This is a genomic window from Fulvivirga lutimaris, from assembly GCF_009711525.1.
GTDB lineage: Bacteria > Bacteroidota > Bacteroidia > Cytophagales > Cyclobacteriaceae > Fulvivirga > Fulvivirga lutimaris.
This window is the reverse complement of sequence record NZ_SMLV01000324.1, coordinates 1-14,673: the sequence shown is the minus strand read 5'-3', so window position 1 is coordinate 14,673 and position 14,673 is coordinate 1. Positions and strand designations below refer to the sequence as shown.

At 38.4% G+C, this 14,673-nt stretch carries 18 protein-coding genes; 6 read left to right on the top strand and 12 right to left on the bottom strand.

Going from position 1 to position 14,673, the window contains the following annotated elements; genetic code table 11:
* Together E1140_RS06890 and E1140_RS06885 are read left to right on the top strand one after the other, a co-directional pair.
* The coding region (locus tag E1140_RS06890; RefSeq protein ID WP_155180773.1) for a 1-acyl-sn-glycerol-3-phosphate acyltransferase at positions 1-533 on the top strand (533 nt) is incomplete at its 5' end.
* Between the two features lie 79 nt (positions 534-612).
* Positions 613-1,038, top strand: a complete 426-nt coding sequence (locus tag E1140_RS06885) for a globin domain-containing protein (protein WP_155180771.1) — start codon at positions 613-615, stop codon at positions 1,036-1,038.
* Positions 1,039-1,062: 24 nt separating this feature from the next.
* Here E1140_RS06885 and E1140_RS06880 read toward each other — a convergent pair whose 3' ends face one another.
* Positions 1,063-1,926 (bottom strand): ABC transporter substrate-binding protein, encoded by an 864-nt coding sequence (locus E1140_RS06880; RefSeq protein ID WP_155180769.1) that lies wholly within the window; start codon positions 1,924-1,926, stop codon positions 1,063-1,065.
* Positions 1,927-2,050: 124 nt separating this feature from the next.
* On the bottom strand, positions 2,051-4,255 hold the full coding sequence (locus tag E1140_RS06875; RefSeq protein ID WP_155180767.1) for a helix-turn-helix domain-containing protein: 2,205 nt from the start codon (positions 4,253-4,255) through the stop codon (positions 2,051-2,053).
* A gap of 127 nt (positions 4,256-4,382) precedes the next feature.
* On the opposite strand from E1140_RS06875, the gene E1140_RS06870 reads away from it, so the two are divergent.
* Positions 4,383-5,042 carry a hypothetical protein gene (locus E1140_RS06870; RefSeq protein ID WP_155180765.1) on the top strand — a complete coding sequence of 220 codons (660 nt, stop codon included), beginning with the start codon at positions 4,383-4,385 and terminating at the stop codon, positions 5,040-5,042.
* On the opposite strand, the gene E1140_RS06865 is transcribed toward E1140_RS06870, so the two are convergent.
* The 3 genes from E1140_RS06865 to E1140_RS06855 form a co-directional block, all read right to left on the bottom strand.
* A complete protein-coding gene (locus tag E1140_RS06865; protein ID WP_155180763.1) occupies positions 5,043-5,291 on the bottom strand; it encodes an SEC-C metal-binding domain-containing protein in 249 nt (82 codons plus the stop codon).
* A 40-nt stretch (positions 5,292-5,331) separates the two neighbouring features.
* Positions 5,332-6,213, bottom strand: coding sequence for a 3-keto-disaccharide hydrolase (locus tag E1140_RS06860; protein WP_155180761.1), 882 nt, complete (start codon positions 6,211-6,213; stop codon positions 5,332-5,334).
* A gap of 121 nt (positions 6,214-6,334) precedes the next feature.
* Positions 6,335-7,330 carry a succinylglutamate desuccinylase/aspartoacylase family protein gene (locus tag E1140_RS06855; RefSeq protein ID WP_155180760.1) on the bottom strand — a complete coding sequence of 332 codons (996 nt, stop codon included), beginning with the start codon at positions 7,328-7,330 and terminating at the stop codon, positions 6,335-6,337.
* A 65-nt stretch (positions 7,331-7,395) separates the two neighbouring features.
* Here E1140_RS06855 and E1140_RS06850 point away from each other — a divergent pair, with 65 nt between their 5' ends.
* Both E1140_RS06850 and E1140_RS06845 read left to right on the top strand, forming a co-directional pair.
* On the top strand, positions 7,396-8,202 hold the full coding sequence (locus tag E1140_RS06850) for an AraC family transcriptional regulator (protein WP_155180758.1): 807 nt from the start codon (positions 7,396-7,398) through the stop codon (positions 8,200-8,202).
* A 74-nt stretch (positions 8,203-8,276) separates the two neighbouring features.
* Positions 8,277-8,714, top strand: coding sequence for a DUF6265 family protein (locus tag E1140_RS06845; protein ID WP_155180756.1), 438 nt, complete (start codon positions 8,277-8,279; stop codon positions 8,712-8,714).
* 58 nt (positions 8,715-8,772) lie between these two features.
* Here E1140_RS06845 and E1140_RS06840 read toward each other — a convergent pair whose 3' ends face one another.
* The 4 genes from E1140_RS06840 to E1140_RS06825 all read right to left on the bottom strand — a co-directional run bounded on the left by E1140_RS06840 (position 8,773) and on the right by E1140_RS06825 (position 11,001).
* Complete coding sequence (locus E1140_RS06840; RefSeq protein WP_155180754.1) at positions 8,773-9,414, bottom strand: peroxiredoxin; 642 nt, start codon at positions 9,412-9,414, stop codon at positions 8,773-8,775.
* A 222-nt stretch (positions 9,415-9,636) separates the two neighbouring features.
* A complete protein-coding gene (locus E1140_RS06835; protein ID WP_155180752.1) occupies positions 9,637-10,056 on the bottom strand; it encodes a hypothetical protein in 420 nt (139 codons plus the stop codon).
* Positions 10,056-10,244 (bottom strand): hypothetical protein, encoded by a 189-nt coding sequence (locus E1140_RS06830; protein WP_155180750.1) that lies wholly within the window; start codon positions 10,242-10,244, stop codon positions 10,056-10,058. The genes E1140_RS06835 and E1140_RS06830 overlap by 1 nt, the downstream gene beginning before the upstream one ends.
* 76 nt (positions 10,245-10,320) lie before the next feature.
* Complete coding sequence (locus tag E1140_RS06825; RefSeq protein ID WP_155180748.1) at positions 10,321-11,001, bottom strand: DUF2306 domain-containing protein; 681 nt, start codon at positions 10,999-11,001, stop codon at positions 10,321-10,323.
* Between the two features lie 118 nt (positions 11,002-11,119).
* On the opposite strand from E1140_RS06825, the gene E1140_RS06820 reads away from it, so the two are divergent.
* A complete protein-coding gene (locus E1140_RS06820; protein WP_155180746.1) occupies positions 11,120-11,878 on the top strand; it encodes a helix-turn-helix domain-containing protein in 759 nt (252 codons plus the stop codon).
* 173 nt (positions 11,879-12,051) lie between these two features.
* On the opposite strand, the gene E1140_RS06815 is transcribed toward E1140_RS06820, so the two are convergent.
* From E1140_RS06815 to E1140_RS06805, 3 genes are all read right to left on the bottom strand, one after another.
* Positions 12,052-13,440, bottom strand: coding sequence for a sodium-dependent transporter (locus tag E1140_RS06815; RefSeq protein ID WP_155180743.1), 1,389 nt, complete (start codon positions 13,438-13,440; stop codon positions 12,052-12,054).
* Between the two features lie 218 nt (positions 13,441-13,658).
* Entirely contained in the window at positions 13,659-13,964 is a 306-nt protein-coding gene (locus E1140_RS06810) for a hypothetical protein (protein WP_155180741.1), read from the bottom strand.
* Positions 13,945-14,673 (bottom strand): hypothetical protein (locus tag E1140_RS06805; RefSeq protein ID WP_425482003.1); only part of this gene is annotated, 729 nt, incomplete at its 5' end. The genes E1140_RS06805 and E1140_RS06810, both read right to left, overlap by 20 nt.

Genomic DNA, 14,673 nt, shown 5'->3' with positions numbered 1-14,673 from the left:
TCTATTTACCTACTCCCAAGGAAGCTTACAATGCTATTGTTGTAGCCGCACCGCATACCAGTAATTGGGATTTTGTTTACGCCTTGACAGCTTTAAAGCAACTAGGAGTTAATCCACGCTTTACTATCAAGAAGGAATTTAATAGATTTCCATTTGGTAAGATGATTACCAATATGGGAGCCTTATGGATAGACAGAAGCCCTAAGGATGGGCAAACTGAGCGCAAAAGTATGACACAGGTAATGGCTGACCTCTTTAGAGAAGCAGAAGCTCCACTATCTATGCTGGTAACACCTGAAGGCACAAGATCACCCTCACCAAAATGGAAGACAGGTTTCTACTATGCTGCCTTAGAGGCTAAGGTTCCTATCTGCATGGCCTTTATGGATTATAAGACCAGAACTACTGGTATTGCGCAATGCTTTATGCCTACTGGTAATATTGAAGATGACATGAGAATAATCATGGACTTTTTTAGAGATAAAGAGGGCAAGTACAAAGAGAACTTTTTGCTTGATGAACGCTATAGTTGATATTTATCAGTTCGAGTTCTGATTCCCATCCTAACCAAATAATTAGACCAATAATAGATTTGTGTCAAATTATTTATCAATGGAAAATTCAAAAAATACTGAGACGATCAACCAGGTTGAGATCGTTCAGAAGAGTTATGGGAGGTGTCTGTCAACTGGAGACGTACTACAAACATTTTATGATTATTTTTTAAGTAGCAGTCCTGCTGTAAAGGAGAAATTTAAAAATACAGATTTTGATAATCAAAAGAAGTTACTAAAGCATGGCGTAAACCTTATGATCATGTTTGCATCTGATACTTTCGCTGGAAAAAGTGGACTTAAGAGACTTCAGCATTCTCATAATAGACACAACCTTAATATTGATCCGAAGTATTATGATTTATGGATGACATGCCTGTTAAAAGCGGTAGAAAAGCATGATTATAAAGTAGATCCAGAGGTTATGACGTCTTGGGAATATGTACTAGGCAAAGGCATTAAGTTTATTGCCTCAGGGTATTAATTTATAAAAATGGGAGGGAGCTGTTTAGTCTCTCTTCCAGACTATATTTTTGCTGTCTCTGTCTTGATCTATGATTCCTGCCTCTTTAAGGGCAAAAACTACACTTGTCAAAGTCTTATCACTTACCCAGCTATCAGTGGTCCATTCCGTACTGTGAAACCAATATTCTGCATCTTTTAATTTAAGACCGTATCTCTCGCTCACCAGTTTAGGGGCATCCGGGTTTTTCATAAACTGCTCACACGAATTATGAATAACCTTTAGAAACTTATCGAGTTCCTTAGGGTATTGGGCGATCACCTCTTCACGTGCGGCAATCATAAAGCATGGCCATGGCGAGTTAAACTCTCCAATACGCTTCAATTGGCCCTTTGATACATACGGCTTGGTGGTGTATTTCTCCCAATAAAATATGGAGGTTTCTTTTTTATCCAGTGATTTTAATGCTCCGTTAATGTCCTTTATAATAACAAACTGGTCATCTTCTATCGACTGACCTTTGAGTAAGGCATCAACAATGGGCATAAGGTGTGAGCCAGATCCCTTTCTGCTAATGGCTATTTTCTCTTCGAAGATTTTCTCTTTCTTAGGCACCACTTCATTGTCATAAGTATGGATACCCCATGTTAGCGGAGACTTGACATAACCGCTGATGATTTTAGAAGGGTTGCCTTTCAATATATCGGCAATGATACCCTCAGTAAGCAAAATGCAAATGTCGCAGTCACCATTTCTAAGTGCTTGGGTCATGGCTCCGGTTCCGTCACCAAAGTTTTTCCAATCTAGTTCAATTCCAGCTGCTTCGAAAGCACCACTTTCATTTGCCAGATGTATGGGTAAGTTAAAGTGTTCGGGAACACCTCCTACAGTTAATTTTGTTAAAGACATTATTAAAAGAAGTAGAGGCCAAAAGAAGCTATAATTATCGTAAAAAGCGAATGCCAGCCCGCTTAATGAATAATAGATGGTTAATTAGTTTGGAAAAAGATGGCTCAGTAAAGGGAATATTAGATTATTTGTCTTTTATCGCCAAATACTCACGATACGCCAGACCTACTTTTATATCCTGATATTCATACTCATCACCGAGCTTCGATTTGATCTCAGATTGAGAAACTTCCTGCGTATCGCCTATGACTTTTAGTATTATTTTGAGTTTGTCTTTGCTAATCAAATCCTGAGCTTTAACCTCACCGGTTTCCACATATTTACACAAATGACCTATGATTGTGCCAGTGACAAACTCACGTTCCTTTGCTATTTCCTCAACTGACCGGCCGTCCTGATATAGTTTAAATGAGATCTCAGCTGTAGGTACTTTCTTGATTTTTTCTACAGGTGATTTAAGTTTTGAGACAGTTGTGAGTTGCTTTTTTAAGTCGGCTTTTGATAATATTCTATTTTCTTTGTTTGCCTTAAAGAACAACCCAGTTTTTTGAAGAATATTAATCTTTGAAGTCAATGCGCTACCGAGCTCATCAAGTTCTTTAAGGTAGCCTTTGATTCTTTTTTGAGTGGCAATTTTAACTACATGCTCGTTATGAGCCTTTATGAGTTCTCTCAGGGCAGGTTGAAAATACTCATTGGCCTTTTCAATGCGCTCTGTTAATAATTCATGCCCATTTTCGACATTGACAAATTTGTTTATTGAGGAAGTAAATTTTTTAGCCACTCCAGATAGCTCGCCAATTTGTTTGAACTGAGCTTGTGTCCACTCCAGGTGCTTTTGCTTGGCAGAGCGACTTTCCTCCTTATAAAAGCCTGAAATATGCGAGATGTAACTATCATTGAGTTGTTGAAAACTGAAAGATTGGATAGCCAGATCAAATAAATAGGCCTTTTTGTCTTCTTCTAGTCGGTTTTCTAGTTGGTTTAGCTTAGGTTTGCTTTGCTCGAAATCGTTTAAAGCAATATCATTTTCAAAGCCAGTATCAGGGAGTTTTGATGAAAGCACCAAACCTTTTAAGCCTGTAAGTCTCGATAACGCAACATACATCTGACCAGGAGCAAATGAATCTGCTAGATCTAGGATGGCTTTCTCAAAAGTTAATCCCTGACTTTTGTGCACAGTGATGGCCCAGGCGAGTTTGATAGGGAATTGACTAAAAGTGCCAATGACCTGTTCTTCAACTTCATTCGTTTCAGCATTGAGCGTGTAACGTTTGTTTTCCCACAAGTACTTTTCTACCATTATCACATTCCCTGAATCTTTAATGGTTACTTCTAAATCCTCACTGCTGAGGTTAGTAATTTCGCCAATCTTTCCATTAAAATAGAGTCCCTCACCAGAGGTATCATTCTTAATGAACATAACCTGTGCACCTAACTTGAAAGTGGATTTTTCGGCAAGAGGGTACATGTTTTCATTAAAATCACCCGTGATTTCTGCCTTGAATGTATATGACTTGCTATTGAGTTTATTAAGTGCGTTTTGGTTTATTTCCTCCGCCTTTCTATTGTGTGTGGTTAAATGAATATAACCTTCAAGGTTTTCTTCTTCATAGTTAGGCAGGTAGTGTTTGTTAAGCTCTTCCACCTCTTCACTGTTCAGATTGTTCATTCTTACCTTATTAAGCAGGCCGATGAAAACCGGGTCAGATTGGCGGAATATCTTATCTAACTCAATATAAATCAAATCCCTATTTTGTAAAGCCAGCGCTTCAAAAAAATAACCGCTTTTGTAATAGGGTTGGAGCAATGCTTTTTCGCTATTCCTGATAACTGGTGGCAATTGATTCAAGTCGCCAATAAACAGAATTTGAAGGTTACCAAAAGGTGCCTGACTTCTTCTAATGGTTCGCAATACAAGATCTATACAATCCAGCATATCTGCACGCAGCATACTAACCTCGTCAATGATGAGTAGGTCAAGGCTGTGCAGCATGTTGCGCTTGGTATTAGCCATTTTGAACTGTGAGAGAAAACTTTTTGGAGTGTTTACCTGAGAATCAAAGCTGCTTCCTGATAGATTGCCATTATGTGGTAGGTAGGTGCCAAATGGAAGATGAAGTAATGAGTGTAGTGTTACCCCGCCTGCATTAATAGCTGCTATACCCGTTGGGGCTGCTACCGCTACATTTTTGTGTGTGTTCTCAATTATAAACTTCAGAAGGGTAGTTTTACCACTTCCTGCTTTACCAGTTAGGAAAATATTTTTGTTGGTGGCATTGATATAATTTACCGCTAGATTGGCCGTGTCTGTCAACTTATTTTCCATCGGTCCAAATTAAAGGAAATAAAATAGGTCGTGGTAATAATAATGGTGGCTATTTATAGGCTCTTTTGACAATACCGCTGATAGATTTTCTAATTTTGGTTAAATAATAAAACCACCTAACATTCAAATGAAGAAATTTTTAATCATCGTCTTGTCTGTGGCTGCTATATTAGCTTTGATTTTTGTGATAGTTGATGAGCCCATACCTGAAGGTAAGGAAGGTCCAGAGGCCGAACAATTGGCTGATAATATTTTAAAATCAATCAATAAACAGGCATGGGATTCTTTGGAAGTTATAGAGTGGACTTACCCTATAGGAGATCATCATTATACCTGGAATAAAAAAGAAGGAGTTGTAGAAGTCAGCTGGGATAATATAAAGGTGGTTATTCAACCTGATGATGGAACAGGAGAAGCTTTTGTTGGAGGAGAGTTGATTGATGATGATGATCTGATTAACAATGCAATTAATTACTTCAATAACGATTCTTTCTGGCTTATAGCACCTTACAAAATAAAAGATCCCGGTACAATTAGAAAAGTGGTTGATTATGAAGGCAGCGAAGCCCTATTGGTTCAGTTTACCAGCGGTGGCTCTACACCAGGTGATAGCTATTTATGGATAGTCGATGATAATTACAGACCTGTGGCCTGGAAGTTCTGGGCGAGCATCATACCTATTGGAGGAATGTATTTTACATGGGAAGGCTGGAAAGACATTAATGGAGCTCAAATAAGCACAGTACATGAAGGCTTAATGACCATTGAAATTTCAGGCCTGAAATAGTTACTTATCGTGCCAATGCCCGTGCTCGGGTGACCAAACTTTACCTTCTGGTGCTTTCCCGGGTGCATCATCTTTGGTGATTGTGATATAAATGGCAAACGCAGTAATGATCACAAACAAGCCAATAAGGCCATACATCAAAGTGCTCTTTTTAGAGCTTTCTTTTTGGTTATCTTCCTTCTGATGGCAGTTTTTATATTTCTTGCCGCTACCGCAATGGCACGGCTCATTCCTTCCCTGTTTTTGCATTGTCAATTTTAATCAATTTTCATGAATATTTAAATCTCTGTCACTCGCTGTATTTAGCGGGTATTTCAGAGATGCTTTTCATATAAAGGTCTTTGTAAAAAACTTCGGCACCTTCTGATTGAATTATCAATCTACCTGAGTTTAGTGGAGTGTCAGTATTCATAATTCTGGAATTATACAGTCGCATAACCACTTCACCATTTACGATATGGATGCTGCTATCTCCAAGCGTAATCAACTCAACATCATTCCATTCCCCATGAGGCTTTTCAGCATTCAAGGCTTTAAATATTCTTCGTTTGGCCAAACTATCCTGCGTGGCCGTAGGTAGGATCTGAGCGCAGTAGAAGGTATGCAATTCTGCTCCCTCTTTATACTGGTAGTACAGGCTATCTTTCTTTTCTGTCGGGACATCTATTTCTACTTCTCCAACGGGCCAGTAGTCACCCATATCACCTTCCTGCACCTGCAACTCCTGAGAATTCATCCATGGGTGTGAAAGCTCAGAGCCTGGAATGTTGCCATGGCCATGATACAACAATCCGCTATCTCTTGGACCATTTTCTCTTGGCTTATGCATCGCCTCACCCCATTTTACTTTAAGTTTTAAATGGTAGTTTTTATAGCTGTCTTCTGTGTAAATCATTCCCCAGGCAACGCCAGAGATTCTGATGGCATTTCCTGAATCAGTCTCTACCACAGACACCACATTCAATGGGTCATTGTCAATACCAAAAGCTTCAATTGGGTTGCCAGTACTGTCCTCCTTCATTTGATAAGGGGTGTTGAGATAGGAGTGCCAACCGGTGAGATCAGTTCCATTCCAAATAGGCTCCCATGCGACTTCTTCAGAAGTTTGTTCTTTTTCTGTGGCTTGGCATGAGGCCATTATAATGCAAAGCAATACTGCTAGATTCTTCATGAGGAGGTAAGTGAATGTTGAATTGGAAAGTAATCAATTAATCAACCTTGTACAATACAATATTTTTTAGCGGTCTTGGGTTTGTTTTTTATTTCTCAATACCGAGATGAATTATGCGCCCTCAACTGATATTAGACGGGTTGGTGCTTTTTCCAATTACAATCCCGTCTTCCGGAGCCAAATACGTATTGATAACTTCTCCAAAGGCATTCTTTACAACAGCTATTTTCTCTCCTTTTCTAACCTTTTGATTTAGCTCAACTGTTACCTCCAGAAAGCCGCCTTCTTCCATGTAAATCCAGTAGGACTTTTTGCAGTAGGTTACTTTTTGGGCAGGTCGTGGTATTTGCCAGTCATTATACATCTTAAGCCATTTTAGAGTGTTAAAGATGCCTTGATTACCGCGATTGATCATTACTTCCTGATATACCTGTGGATTCCCATATTCTACAGTTATTGAAGGAATTCCTAACTGATTCGCTGTCGCTCGCATGGTTTGTCCTCCAGAGCCAGCGGTGGCTTCCTTACTATTCAATATAATATCAGCGTGCTGCATTTCTGCCAGGCTTCTTAAGGTATCATTACTCATATCTGCTCGGGCGTACATGGTGTTAGTACGGCCAAAGCTGGCGGTGTGCATATCGATAAGGAAATCAAAGTAGGGCAATATATTTTCGGTGATCTTATAGGCATACTGCTGGCTGTTGTGCCCATTCTTTTTGCCAGGAAAGTTTCTGTTCAAATCCTCATCATCTATGAACCTCCTTTGATCATTTTGCAGGGCATAAGCATTTAGGCCGGCTATGGCAATGATATTGCCACTGAGCTTGCTCACATCTATTGTTTCTAGCAGCTGATGGATAATGCCAATACCATTCAACTCATCGCCATGGATGGCTGCTGTTAGCCCTAAGGTTTTGCCATTCTCTACACCTTGTATATAAATCACAGGAATTTTTATAGGTGCACCATAGTTATCAGTGCCCATTTCTAACCAATAATTTGTAATAGTACCGCGTGCTTCATCGAGCTCATCAAGGCTTTTGATTAAAGGTGCATTCTTCTGAGCGGAAGCAATGAATGGAAGAATAATAAGTACGATTAATATCTGTTTCATATTTTGCAGACTTGATATTGCAATAAAGTAAATTCCCAGAATATTCCTTTAGTTTAATTTAAATCATGTATTACGATCAAATTGTGCCAGATGCACCGCTTAGTAGGATTATCAAATCCATTTGGTGGATAGACAGCGAGGGTGATGCAGCGATTGAAACTCAAAAAATAGTGCCTGATGGCTATCCTGAGTTTATAATCCACTTAGGTGACACCTTTGAAATTAATATTTCAGGTAGATGGGAAACACAGGCTAAGTTCTTGTTGGCAGGACAGATTAGAAAGCATTTTCATTTGAGAAATACAGGTGTAGCCAAGATGCTGGGCATTAAGTTTCAACCTGCCACAGTAAATAGACTCTTCGGCTTAGATATGAGTGAGCTAATGGATGATGTTATTGCAGTTGATCAAACTCTTGGTGCATTGTATGAACTGGCCACAGAACTGTCAGGGTGCTCTGACTTTAGTGCATGTAAAAGTCATATTGAAGAATGGTTTGACAATAGAGTAATTCAACCTTCGGAATTAAACCCTGTTGATAAGGCAGTTCAGGAGCTAATAGCCACAAATGGTAATGTACGTTTAAACCAACTCTATGAAGAGTTAGGGGTTTCAGAAAGAACGCTCGAGCGTCAGTTTAAAAAGGTGATCGGCCTGAGTCCCAAATTTTACAGCCGCATTATCAGGTTCACTTATATTTTTGATCAGATCAAACAGGGGAAGGAGCCATGGCTGGATATCACTTACGACTCTGGCTATTATGATCAGGCACACTTTATCAAAAATTTCAAAGAGTTTACTGGCGAGAGTCCTTCAGCCTACGGTTTTGAAGAAAAGAATATGGCCAATTTCTTCCTTTTTAAAGAACAATAAGCACATGTCGGAAATTTACAATTTAATATACCATGCAGCAGATAGTTTAGTGTTTCACTTAAATTAACAAGTCAATGAAAATGAAATTATTTGCTGTGGTTGTTCTTCTTGCTTCCTTCACCGCCTGCCGGGCTCAGGTAAATTATGAAATGCTTGAAGGCACCTGGAAAATTGAAGGCAAGGAGAAATATGAGGTTTGGGAGAAAGCCAATGGTACTCTAAAAGGTGAGTCTTATAGCGTGAAAGATGGCATCAGAAGAACAACAGAAACACTCGAAATAAAAGAAGAAAATGGCAACGTGGTATACCGGGCAACGGTTCCTAATCAGAATAATGGAGCTACTATACCATTCACATTAAATGTTGATAAGGCTGGAATACTTTCATTTGAAAACCCTGAGCATGATTTTCCAACTCAAATTATCTATGAACCAGTATCTGACAGTCGGGTTTTAGTCAAGGTGCTTGGTAGTGATGGCAAAGGCTTCTCTTATTATATGGATAAGCAGTAAATAAAAAGGCTGTTTCAATTCTACTGAAACAGCCTTTTCAATCTTTCTTTCCACCCAATCAATTAAGATTAGGCTGTGGAGTCATTCTTAAATAAGGTTTTAACTCTTTAAATCCCTTAGGGAATTTTGTCTTAGCATCTTCGCTGCTGATAGAAGGTGCGATAACACAGTCATCACCATTGTTCCAGTTCGCAGGTGTAGCAACTGAGTGGTATTGTGTCAACTGCAATGAGTCAATGACCCTTAACAGCTCGTCAAAGTTTCTACCTGTAGAGGCAGGGTAGGTGATGGTAAGCTTAATCTTCTTGTCATCACCAATCACAAATACCGATCTTACGGTATGCTTGCTGTCTGCATTAGGGTGGATCATATCATAAAGGCCAGATACTTTTCTGTCTTCATCCGCTATGATCGGGAAGTTTACGGTAGTCGCTTGTGTCTCGTTAATATCTTTGATCCAGTCTTTATGTGAAGCAAGGCCGTCAACACTAAGGGCCATTACCTTGGTATTGCGCTTATTAAATTCTTCAGTGTATTTAGATACTGTACCCAGCTCGGTGGTACAAACAGGAGTGTAATCTGCCGGGTGGGAGAATAACACACCCCAGGAGTCACCTAACCATTCGTGAAAATTGATTTCTCCTTCTGTTGTCTGAGCAGTAAAGTTTGGAGCTTCATCTCCAAGTCTTAATGTCGCCATAATAATGATTAATTTGATTGTTGATTTTTATATATAAAAGCCGAAGTGAATGTACCTCAACCCATTTAAATTCAACGTAAATGGGAGCTTCTAGTTCACTAAAATGGGATTAAGATTGTGTTAAATGACAATAATTTTAATTGTTGAGCAAACCGCCATCGCGAGGCACGAAGCCATCTCATTAATCTTATAGTTGATGCGCAATTATTACACTCTTTATCGCTAGAATATTGCTGTAACAACAAAAAGAATAAAAGTGATGGCACTGACTACAGTCGTGAAAATTCCTGTTGCTTTGCTTTTCGTCCAACCTGATAACCCCAGAATAGTAAGGAGGGACAGAACGCCCACCAGATATCCTAAGAAACCAATAACTCTGGGTGTATTCAGCTCGCTTTGTGTGATACTAATGGGGGATCCATCAGCAGTAGCCAAAACAATATTTGTCATTGAAAATACTGTGGTTAGAAACCCTGAGGAGGATGTGGTAGCCAGTTTTAGAATGACATTGTAAAGTCGCTTCTCCGTTTGATTGATGAGTAGGTTGGCAGTTATGGCTATTGAGAACCCACCTAGAAATACTGAGATTAAAATGAATTGACTTGAAAGCTTATTCCAATATTCAAGAGGTAATTCGACCATTATGAGAGTTGCTTTTCTCCTTTTCTGATTTTGAAATAGCTCATAATGGAAGAGATTGCCATAATCAACCACCCCAGCCTGAAAAGCCAAACACTCCCAAACAAAGAACCAGGCTGGGAATCTAAAAGAGAACTAATGAATATTAACCCAGTTAAAATTCCGGCTATGAGATATAAATTCTTCTTCATAATGATTGTTTTTGATTAATGATTTTAATGTCACTTACCAGTGATTGGATTCTAATGGACAACCTGTGGAGTTTCATTAAACCACAGATATATATATTGTAACTATCAGGAAGCCTATCATTCTCAATAAAAAGATGGCTTCGCTGCGTGTCTTATCAGACTTCCTTTTAAAGGTTAAAAAGTAGGCGAATATCACATTGGGCACCCAGCTTAACCAGGCTACAATGTTGTATACCATTAGAAAGTCACCCGTTGCTATTGTTAACAGTGGCAACCAAATTCTTAATGTTACTGCTGAAAAACAGACTGCATAACTATAGATCATGAATTTTTTATGCTTGTCGATATCACCTTTTTTAACGGCATTGAAACCCAACATGGTTGTGGAGAGCCAAACTATTCCTGAAGACAAAAAGCCTATCATTGTTACCAGTCCACCGGTTGCAAAAAGTGCAATGTACAATCCACTTAGACCACTGACTAGCACTGCAATGACATAGCCTTTTCCAACTAACCTATGGAGGTTCATATTGGTACGCCTTAGTTTCTTGCTGAACTGCAACCATCCAATTAAAAGCGCGAAACCGCCAATAACAATATGCGTAAAAAAGGCCGCATTATATAAATTGTCATTTAACAGGGCCTCTGTTTTTGACCCCAACAACCCAAATCGTTTATCAAGGACAAAATAGATGGTAGGATAGAGCCCAATGAGAGTGGAAAGAATGGCGAATATAATCCAGGCGGCCTTTTTCATGACTTATTTTAAACTTGATGTTATTTTCAAAGCTATATTCATAAAATGACTATCTGACTACACTCAAGAGTAGTATTAAAAACTTTATCTTTATTGAAACCTTAGTTTTTAAAAGATTATGGCAGACGTAAACTCCTTTTTTTCTTCTAACAACACGGTCAGGAATGTAACTGAAACTGATGCCGCTCAGCTGGCTAATTACCTGGAGGGGATAGCGGCATTTGCAAGGGCAACTAATAGAAGCATCTATGTGATTGACTATGAAAAGAAAGGATTTGAATATGTGTCTGACAATCCATTGTTTTTGGCTGGCCATACCGCACAGGAAGTGCAGGAGATGGGTTATGAGTTTTACTTCAAAAATGTGCCTGCGGAAGATCTGGAGATGCTCTTGAAGATCAATACTGCTGGTTTTGAGTATTATGAGCAAATACCACTTAATGAGCGAAAAGAACACACCATTTCTTACGATTTCTTTCTGAAAACAGGGGAAGGTAAACCCATCCTGATCAATCAAAAATTGACACCCTTGTTTTTGACTGAAAAAGGCAAAATATGGAAGGCCTTGTGTATTGTTTCGCTTTCTACAGCCCAGCATTCGGGTAATGTCACCATTCATAAGCATGGCAGCAATACCACGATAGCTTACGACTTGGAGAAGAATTATTGGAAGACCCTGGATAAGATTGAGTTAAGTGACAGGGAAAAGGAGATTATACAATATTCTATCAGAGGTTATGCCATCAATGAGATAGCCGAAAAACTGTTTATTTCTCCTGATACGGTGAAATTCCATCGTAAGAAGATGTTTGAAAAGATGGATGTAGCCAATATCAGCGAAGCCATTTCTTATGCTACGGTGAATAAGCTGGTTTAGGCTGTCATCACGATCCCGAGCAAAGGGTTGTGTCTCCATTACCGTTTGTTAAAAAATAGCAAGTAATTATTGGTCTATTAAAGCTATGGATTGGTTCGTCAGACACGAACAAAAGCGCATTAGTGTATTTTGTTTTGCACTCGTTTCAAAACGATCGCAAAGTAGGGTATTGCTTATACTAAAGTAATTCCAAAGTATCTATCCAGTATCGTAAGAATCAAAATCAGTCCTAAAACAATTGGGCAAAAATAGCTTATCATTAACTTGATAAGTTTTTCTGCTTTGGAGCCTTTATAAGCTGGATTGCCTACTGCTATTTCGTTGTTTAGATTGGATTTTCCCCATTTGTAAGCTCCAAAAATTGAAATCAAAAAGCCTCCAGATAACATAATCACATCATTTGTGTGAATCAGAAATGTCAAAAAATCAGTAGGAGTTCCTTCGCTACCATATTGAATGAAGTTTGTGAAAAAAGAGGAGTACCCGTTTCCTATAAGAGAAGGAATGCCGAGAAGGAAGATAAATATTGTCATTAGGATTACAGCAAGATTTCTACGGACTTTATGCTGGTCTACTAAATAAGTTACAGGTACCTCGAGTAAAGAAACTGCGCTGGTTAATGCGGCAAATGTAAGTAGCAAAAAGAAACAAGATCCAATGAGTACACCCATCCATGGTCCTAAAGATTCAAATACACTTGGTAGCGTTTGGAAAATGAGGCCTGGCCCACCATTAACTCCCTCTATTACTCCGCTGCTTTGGTAAGCCACAATTGGGAAAATCATTATTCCAGCAAGAAATGCCACCCCAACATCTGTTAAAGTAATGGCTGAGGCGGACGAGAGGATGTTGTCGTTTTTAGAAACAAAACTTCCAAAGGTAATGTGAATTGCCATGCCAAGAGAAAGTGAAAAGAAAGCTTGGCCAAGCGCAGTATAAATTATTGGCAATTTAATTTCGGAGAAGTCTGGAACCAGATAAAAAGAAATGCCTTGAAAGGCGTTAGGCAAAGTCAATGCATAGCAAGCTATGAAAATAAGAAGTACTAGCAACGCAGGCATTAGTATTTTTGATGCTTTTTCAACTCCACCGGAGATTCCTTTAGAGACAATGAAAGCTGTGATTGAAAGAAATATCAATCCGTAAAAACCGATTTTGATAACATCCTTAATGTAATCATTGAATTGAGCACCAATCGAAAAATTTCCAATGAGCATTTCAAGAAAATACCCAAATGACCAAGCAGCAATCACATAATATAAGGAAAGACCAATTATGCTAGCTAGGATTCCCATCTTACCAAGTATACTCCATTTTGGAAATCCAAGATGAGCAAATGCACTTGAGGCGTCTCTTTGAGTCTTTCTTCCAATGGCGATTTCGGTGATCATTAGTGGAAGGCATAGTAAAAAACAGAAATTAATATAGATGATTAAAAAAGCTGCTCCGCCACCATTAGCAACCTCAAAAGGAAATCTCCAAATATTACCAAGACCAACGGCTGAGCCAGATGCAGCTGCAATAAATCCAATCTTGCTACTAAAATTACCCCTAGATGACATCTATCAATCTCTAATGAAACATGTACTATGAATGATATATTCGTTTGTCCTTTGTTAATAAAGGTATGATAAAAAATCTAGAGATTGTAGCCTTATATCCAAGTCATGCCGCAGGCATCTTTACCGATATGAAATCTAATTGTCTGCTTTAGGGGACACCTGCTACAAACTGGCGCCAGCAGAAGTTATCCACTTTTTATTTAATCTTTAATTTCCTTTTACTTTAACTCTACAGTGTATTTGTCAATTGCGGTTTTATACATGGAGTTAACACTATCTTGAAACCTTGTTTTATTGCTTAGAAGTTCAGAGAACTTGCCATAAATATTTTTGTAAATAATATTGTGGGCTGGGTTCATAAGAAGTTCATTTTTATACTCATCCATAGAGAAGTCTTGAGTTGTAGCAATACTCAGTAACTTGATTAAATCGTCTTTGCCAATTTGATCAAGTTCCAGCCATTCCTGTTTAGTACCGTCAAGTCGATAAAAACCTTTATTATTTTCAATTTTTAAGTATGTCATAAGTTTTCTCCTTTCTTTCTGTATATGCCTCCAAACCTGCTTCTAAACAGCCTAATAACGATTCGTAATTTTTTATTTTCTTTCCATCAGAAGAAGCTAATTCTTTATCCGAAGGGTATCCAGTATAGATGCGATAGATGAACTTTTTATCTTCAATGGCTTTTTCAGTTATAGCCAAATAGTTCGGTTTTATTGAAGCACCAACGGTGCTATTATGAGTTACAACTACAACAGGTAGAAGGGTTGAAATGTGCTTAATTATTGAATTAATCTCACGATTCAAAAAATTATTGTCGAATGAAGATTCAGGTTCGTCAATCAAGAGCAAATCATATTTTGTTGCATCTTGAATTTCATGAATTAGATTAAACTCTGAGCGTTCGCCACCCGAAACGACAAACCCATCCTGATTAAGGGTATTTGATTCAATTTTGATGAAAAATTTAAAGAGACTGGCGTCCTCTACTCCAAGTTCACGTAATTTTAATAAGTAATCGTAAGGTGAGCTATTGTAATATTTGAAAGCGGAGCTGTATATTTTTTTATCCTTTCCAATCTTCGCTAAATCAGAAGCTCCTTCAATTTTTGATGCTGAAGTAATTACTGAAAACTTACCAAGCTCTTCCTTATGAATCTGACGAGGAATTTTTATGACATCAACAACTTTATTAAAATGTTCGACTTTAACTTCTTCCAATGCGATTTTATA

Coding starts and splice junctions, on each gene's coding strand:
- E1140_RS06860 (WP_155180761.1), bottom strand. CDS start 6,213: ATGAAGAATCTAGCAGTATTGCTTTGCATTATAATGGCCTCATGCCAA.
- E1140_RS06840 (WP_155180754.1), bottom strand. CDS start 9,414: ATGGCGACATTAAGACTTGGAGATGAAGCTCCAAACTTTACTGCTCAG.
- E1140_RS06820 (WP_155180746.1), top strand. CDS start 11,120: ATGGCAGACGTAAACTCCTTTTTTTCTTCTAACAACACGGTCAGGAAT.
- E1140_RS06815 (WP_155180743.1), bottom strand. CDS start 13,440: ATGTCATCTAGGGGTAATTTTAGTAGCAAGATTGGATTTATTGCAGCT.
- E1140_RS06865 (WP_155180763.1), bottom strand. CDS start 5,291: ATGCAAAAACAGGGAAGGAATGAGCCGTGCCATTGCGGTAGCGGCAAG.
- E1140_RS06830 (WP_155180750.1), bottom strand. CDS start 10,244: ATGAAGAAGAATTTATATCTCATAGCCGGAATTTTAACTGGGTTAATA.
- E1140_RS06845 (WP_155180756.1), top strand. CDS start 8,277: ATGAAAATGAAATTATTTGCTGTGGTTGTTCTTCTTGCTTCCTTCACC.
- E1140_RS06835 (WP_155180752.1), bottom strand. CDS start 10,056: ATGGTCGAATTACCTCTTGAATATTGGAATAAGCTTTCAAGTCAATTC.
- E1140_RS06875 (WP_155180767.1), bottom strand. CDS start 4,255: ATGGAAAATAAGTTGACAGACACGGCCAATCTAGCGGTAAATTATATC.
- E1140_RS06880 (WP_155180769.1), bottom strand. CDS start 1,926: ATGTCTTTAACAAAATTAACTGTAGGAGGTGTTCCCGAACACTTTAAC.
- E1140_RS06870 (WP_155180765.1), top strand. CDS start 4,383: ATGAAGAAATTTTTAATCATCGTCTTGTCTGTGGCTGCTATATTAGCT.
- E1140_RS06810 (WP_155180741.1), bottom strand. CDS start 13,964: ATGACATACTTAAAAATTGAAAATAATAAAGGTTTTTATCGACTTGAC.
- E1140_RS06855 (WP_155180760.1), bottom strand. CDS start 7,330: ATGAAACAGATATTAATCGTACTTATTATTCTTCCATTCATTGCTTCC.
- E1140_RS06885 (WP_155180771.1), top strand. CDS start 613: ATGGAAAATTCAAAAAATACTGAGACGATCAACCAGGTTGAGATCGTT.
- E1140_RS06850 (WP_155180758.1), top strand. CDS start 7,396: ATGTATTACGATCAAATTGTGCCAGATGCACCGCTTAGTAGGATTATC.
- E1140_RS06825 (WP_155180748.1), bottom strand. CDS start 11,001: ATGAAAAAGGCCGCCTGGATTATATTCGCCATTCTTTCCACTCTCATT.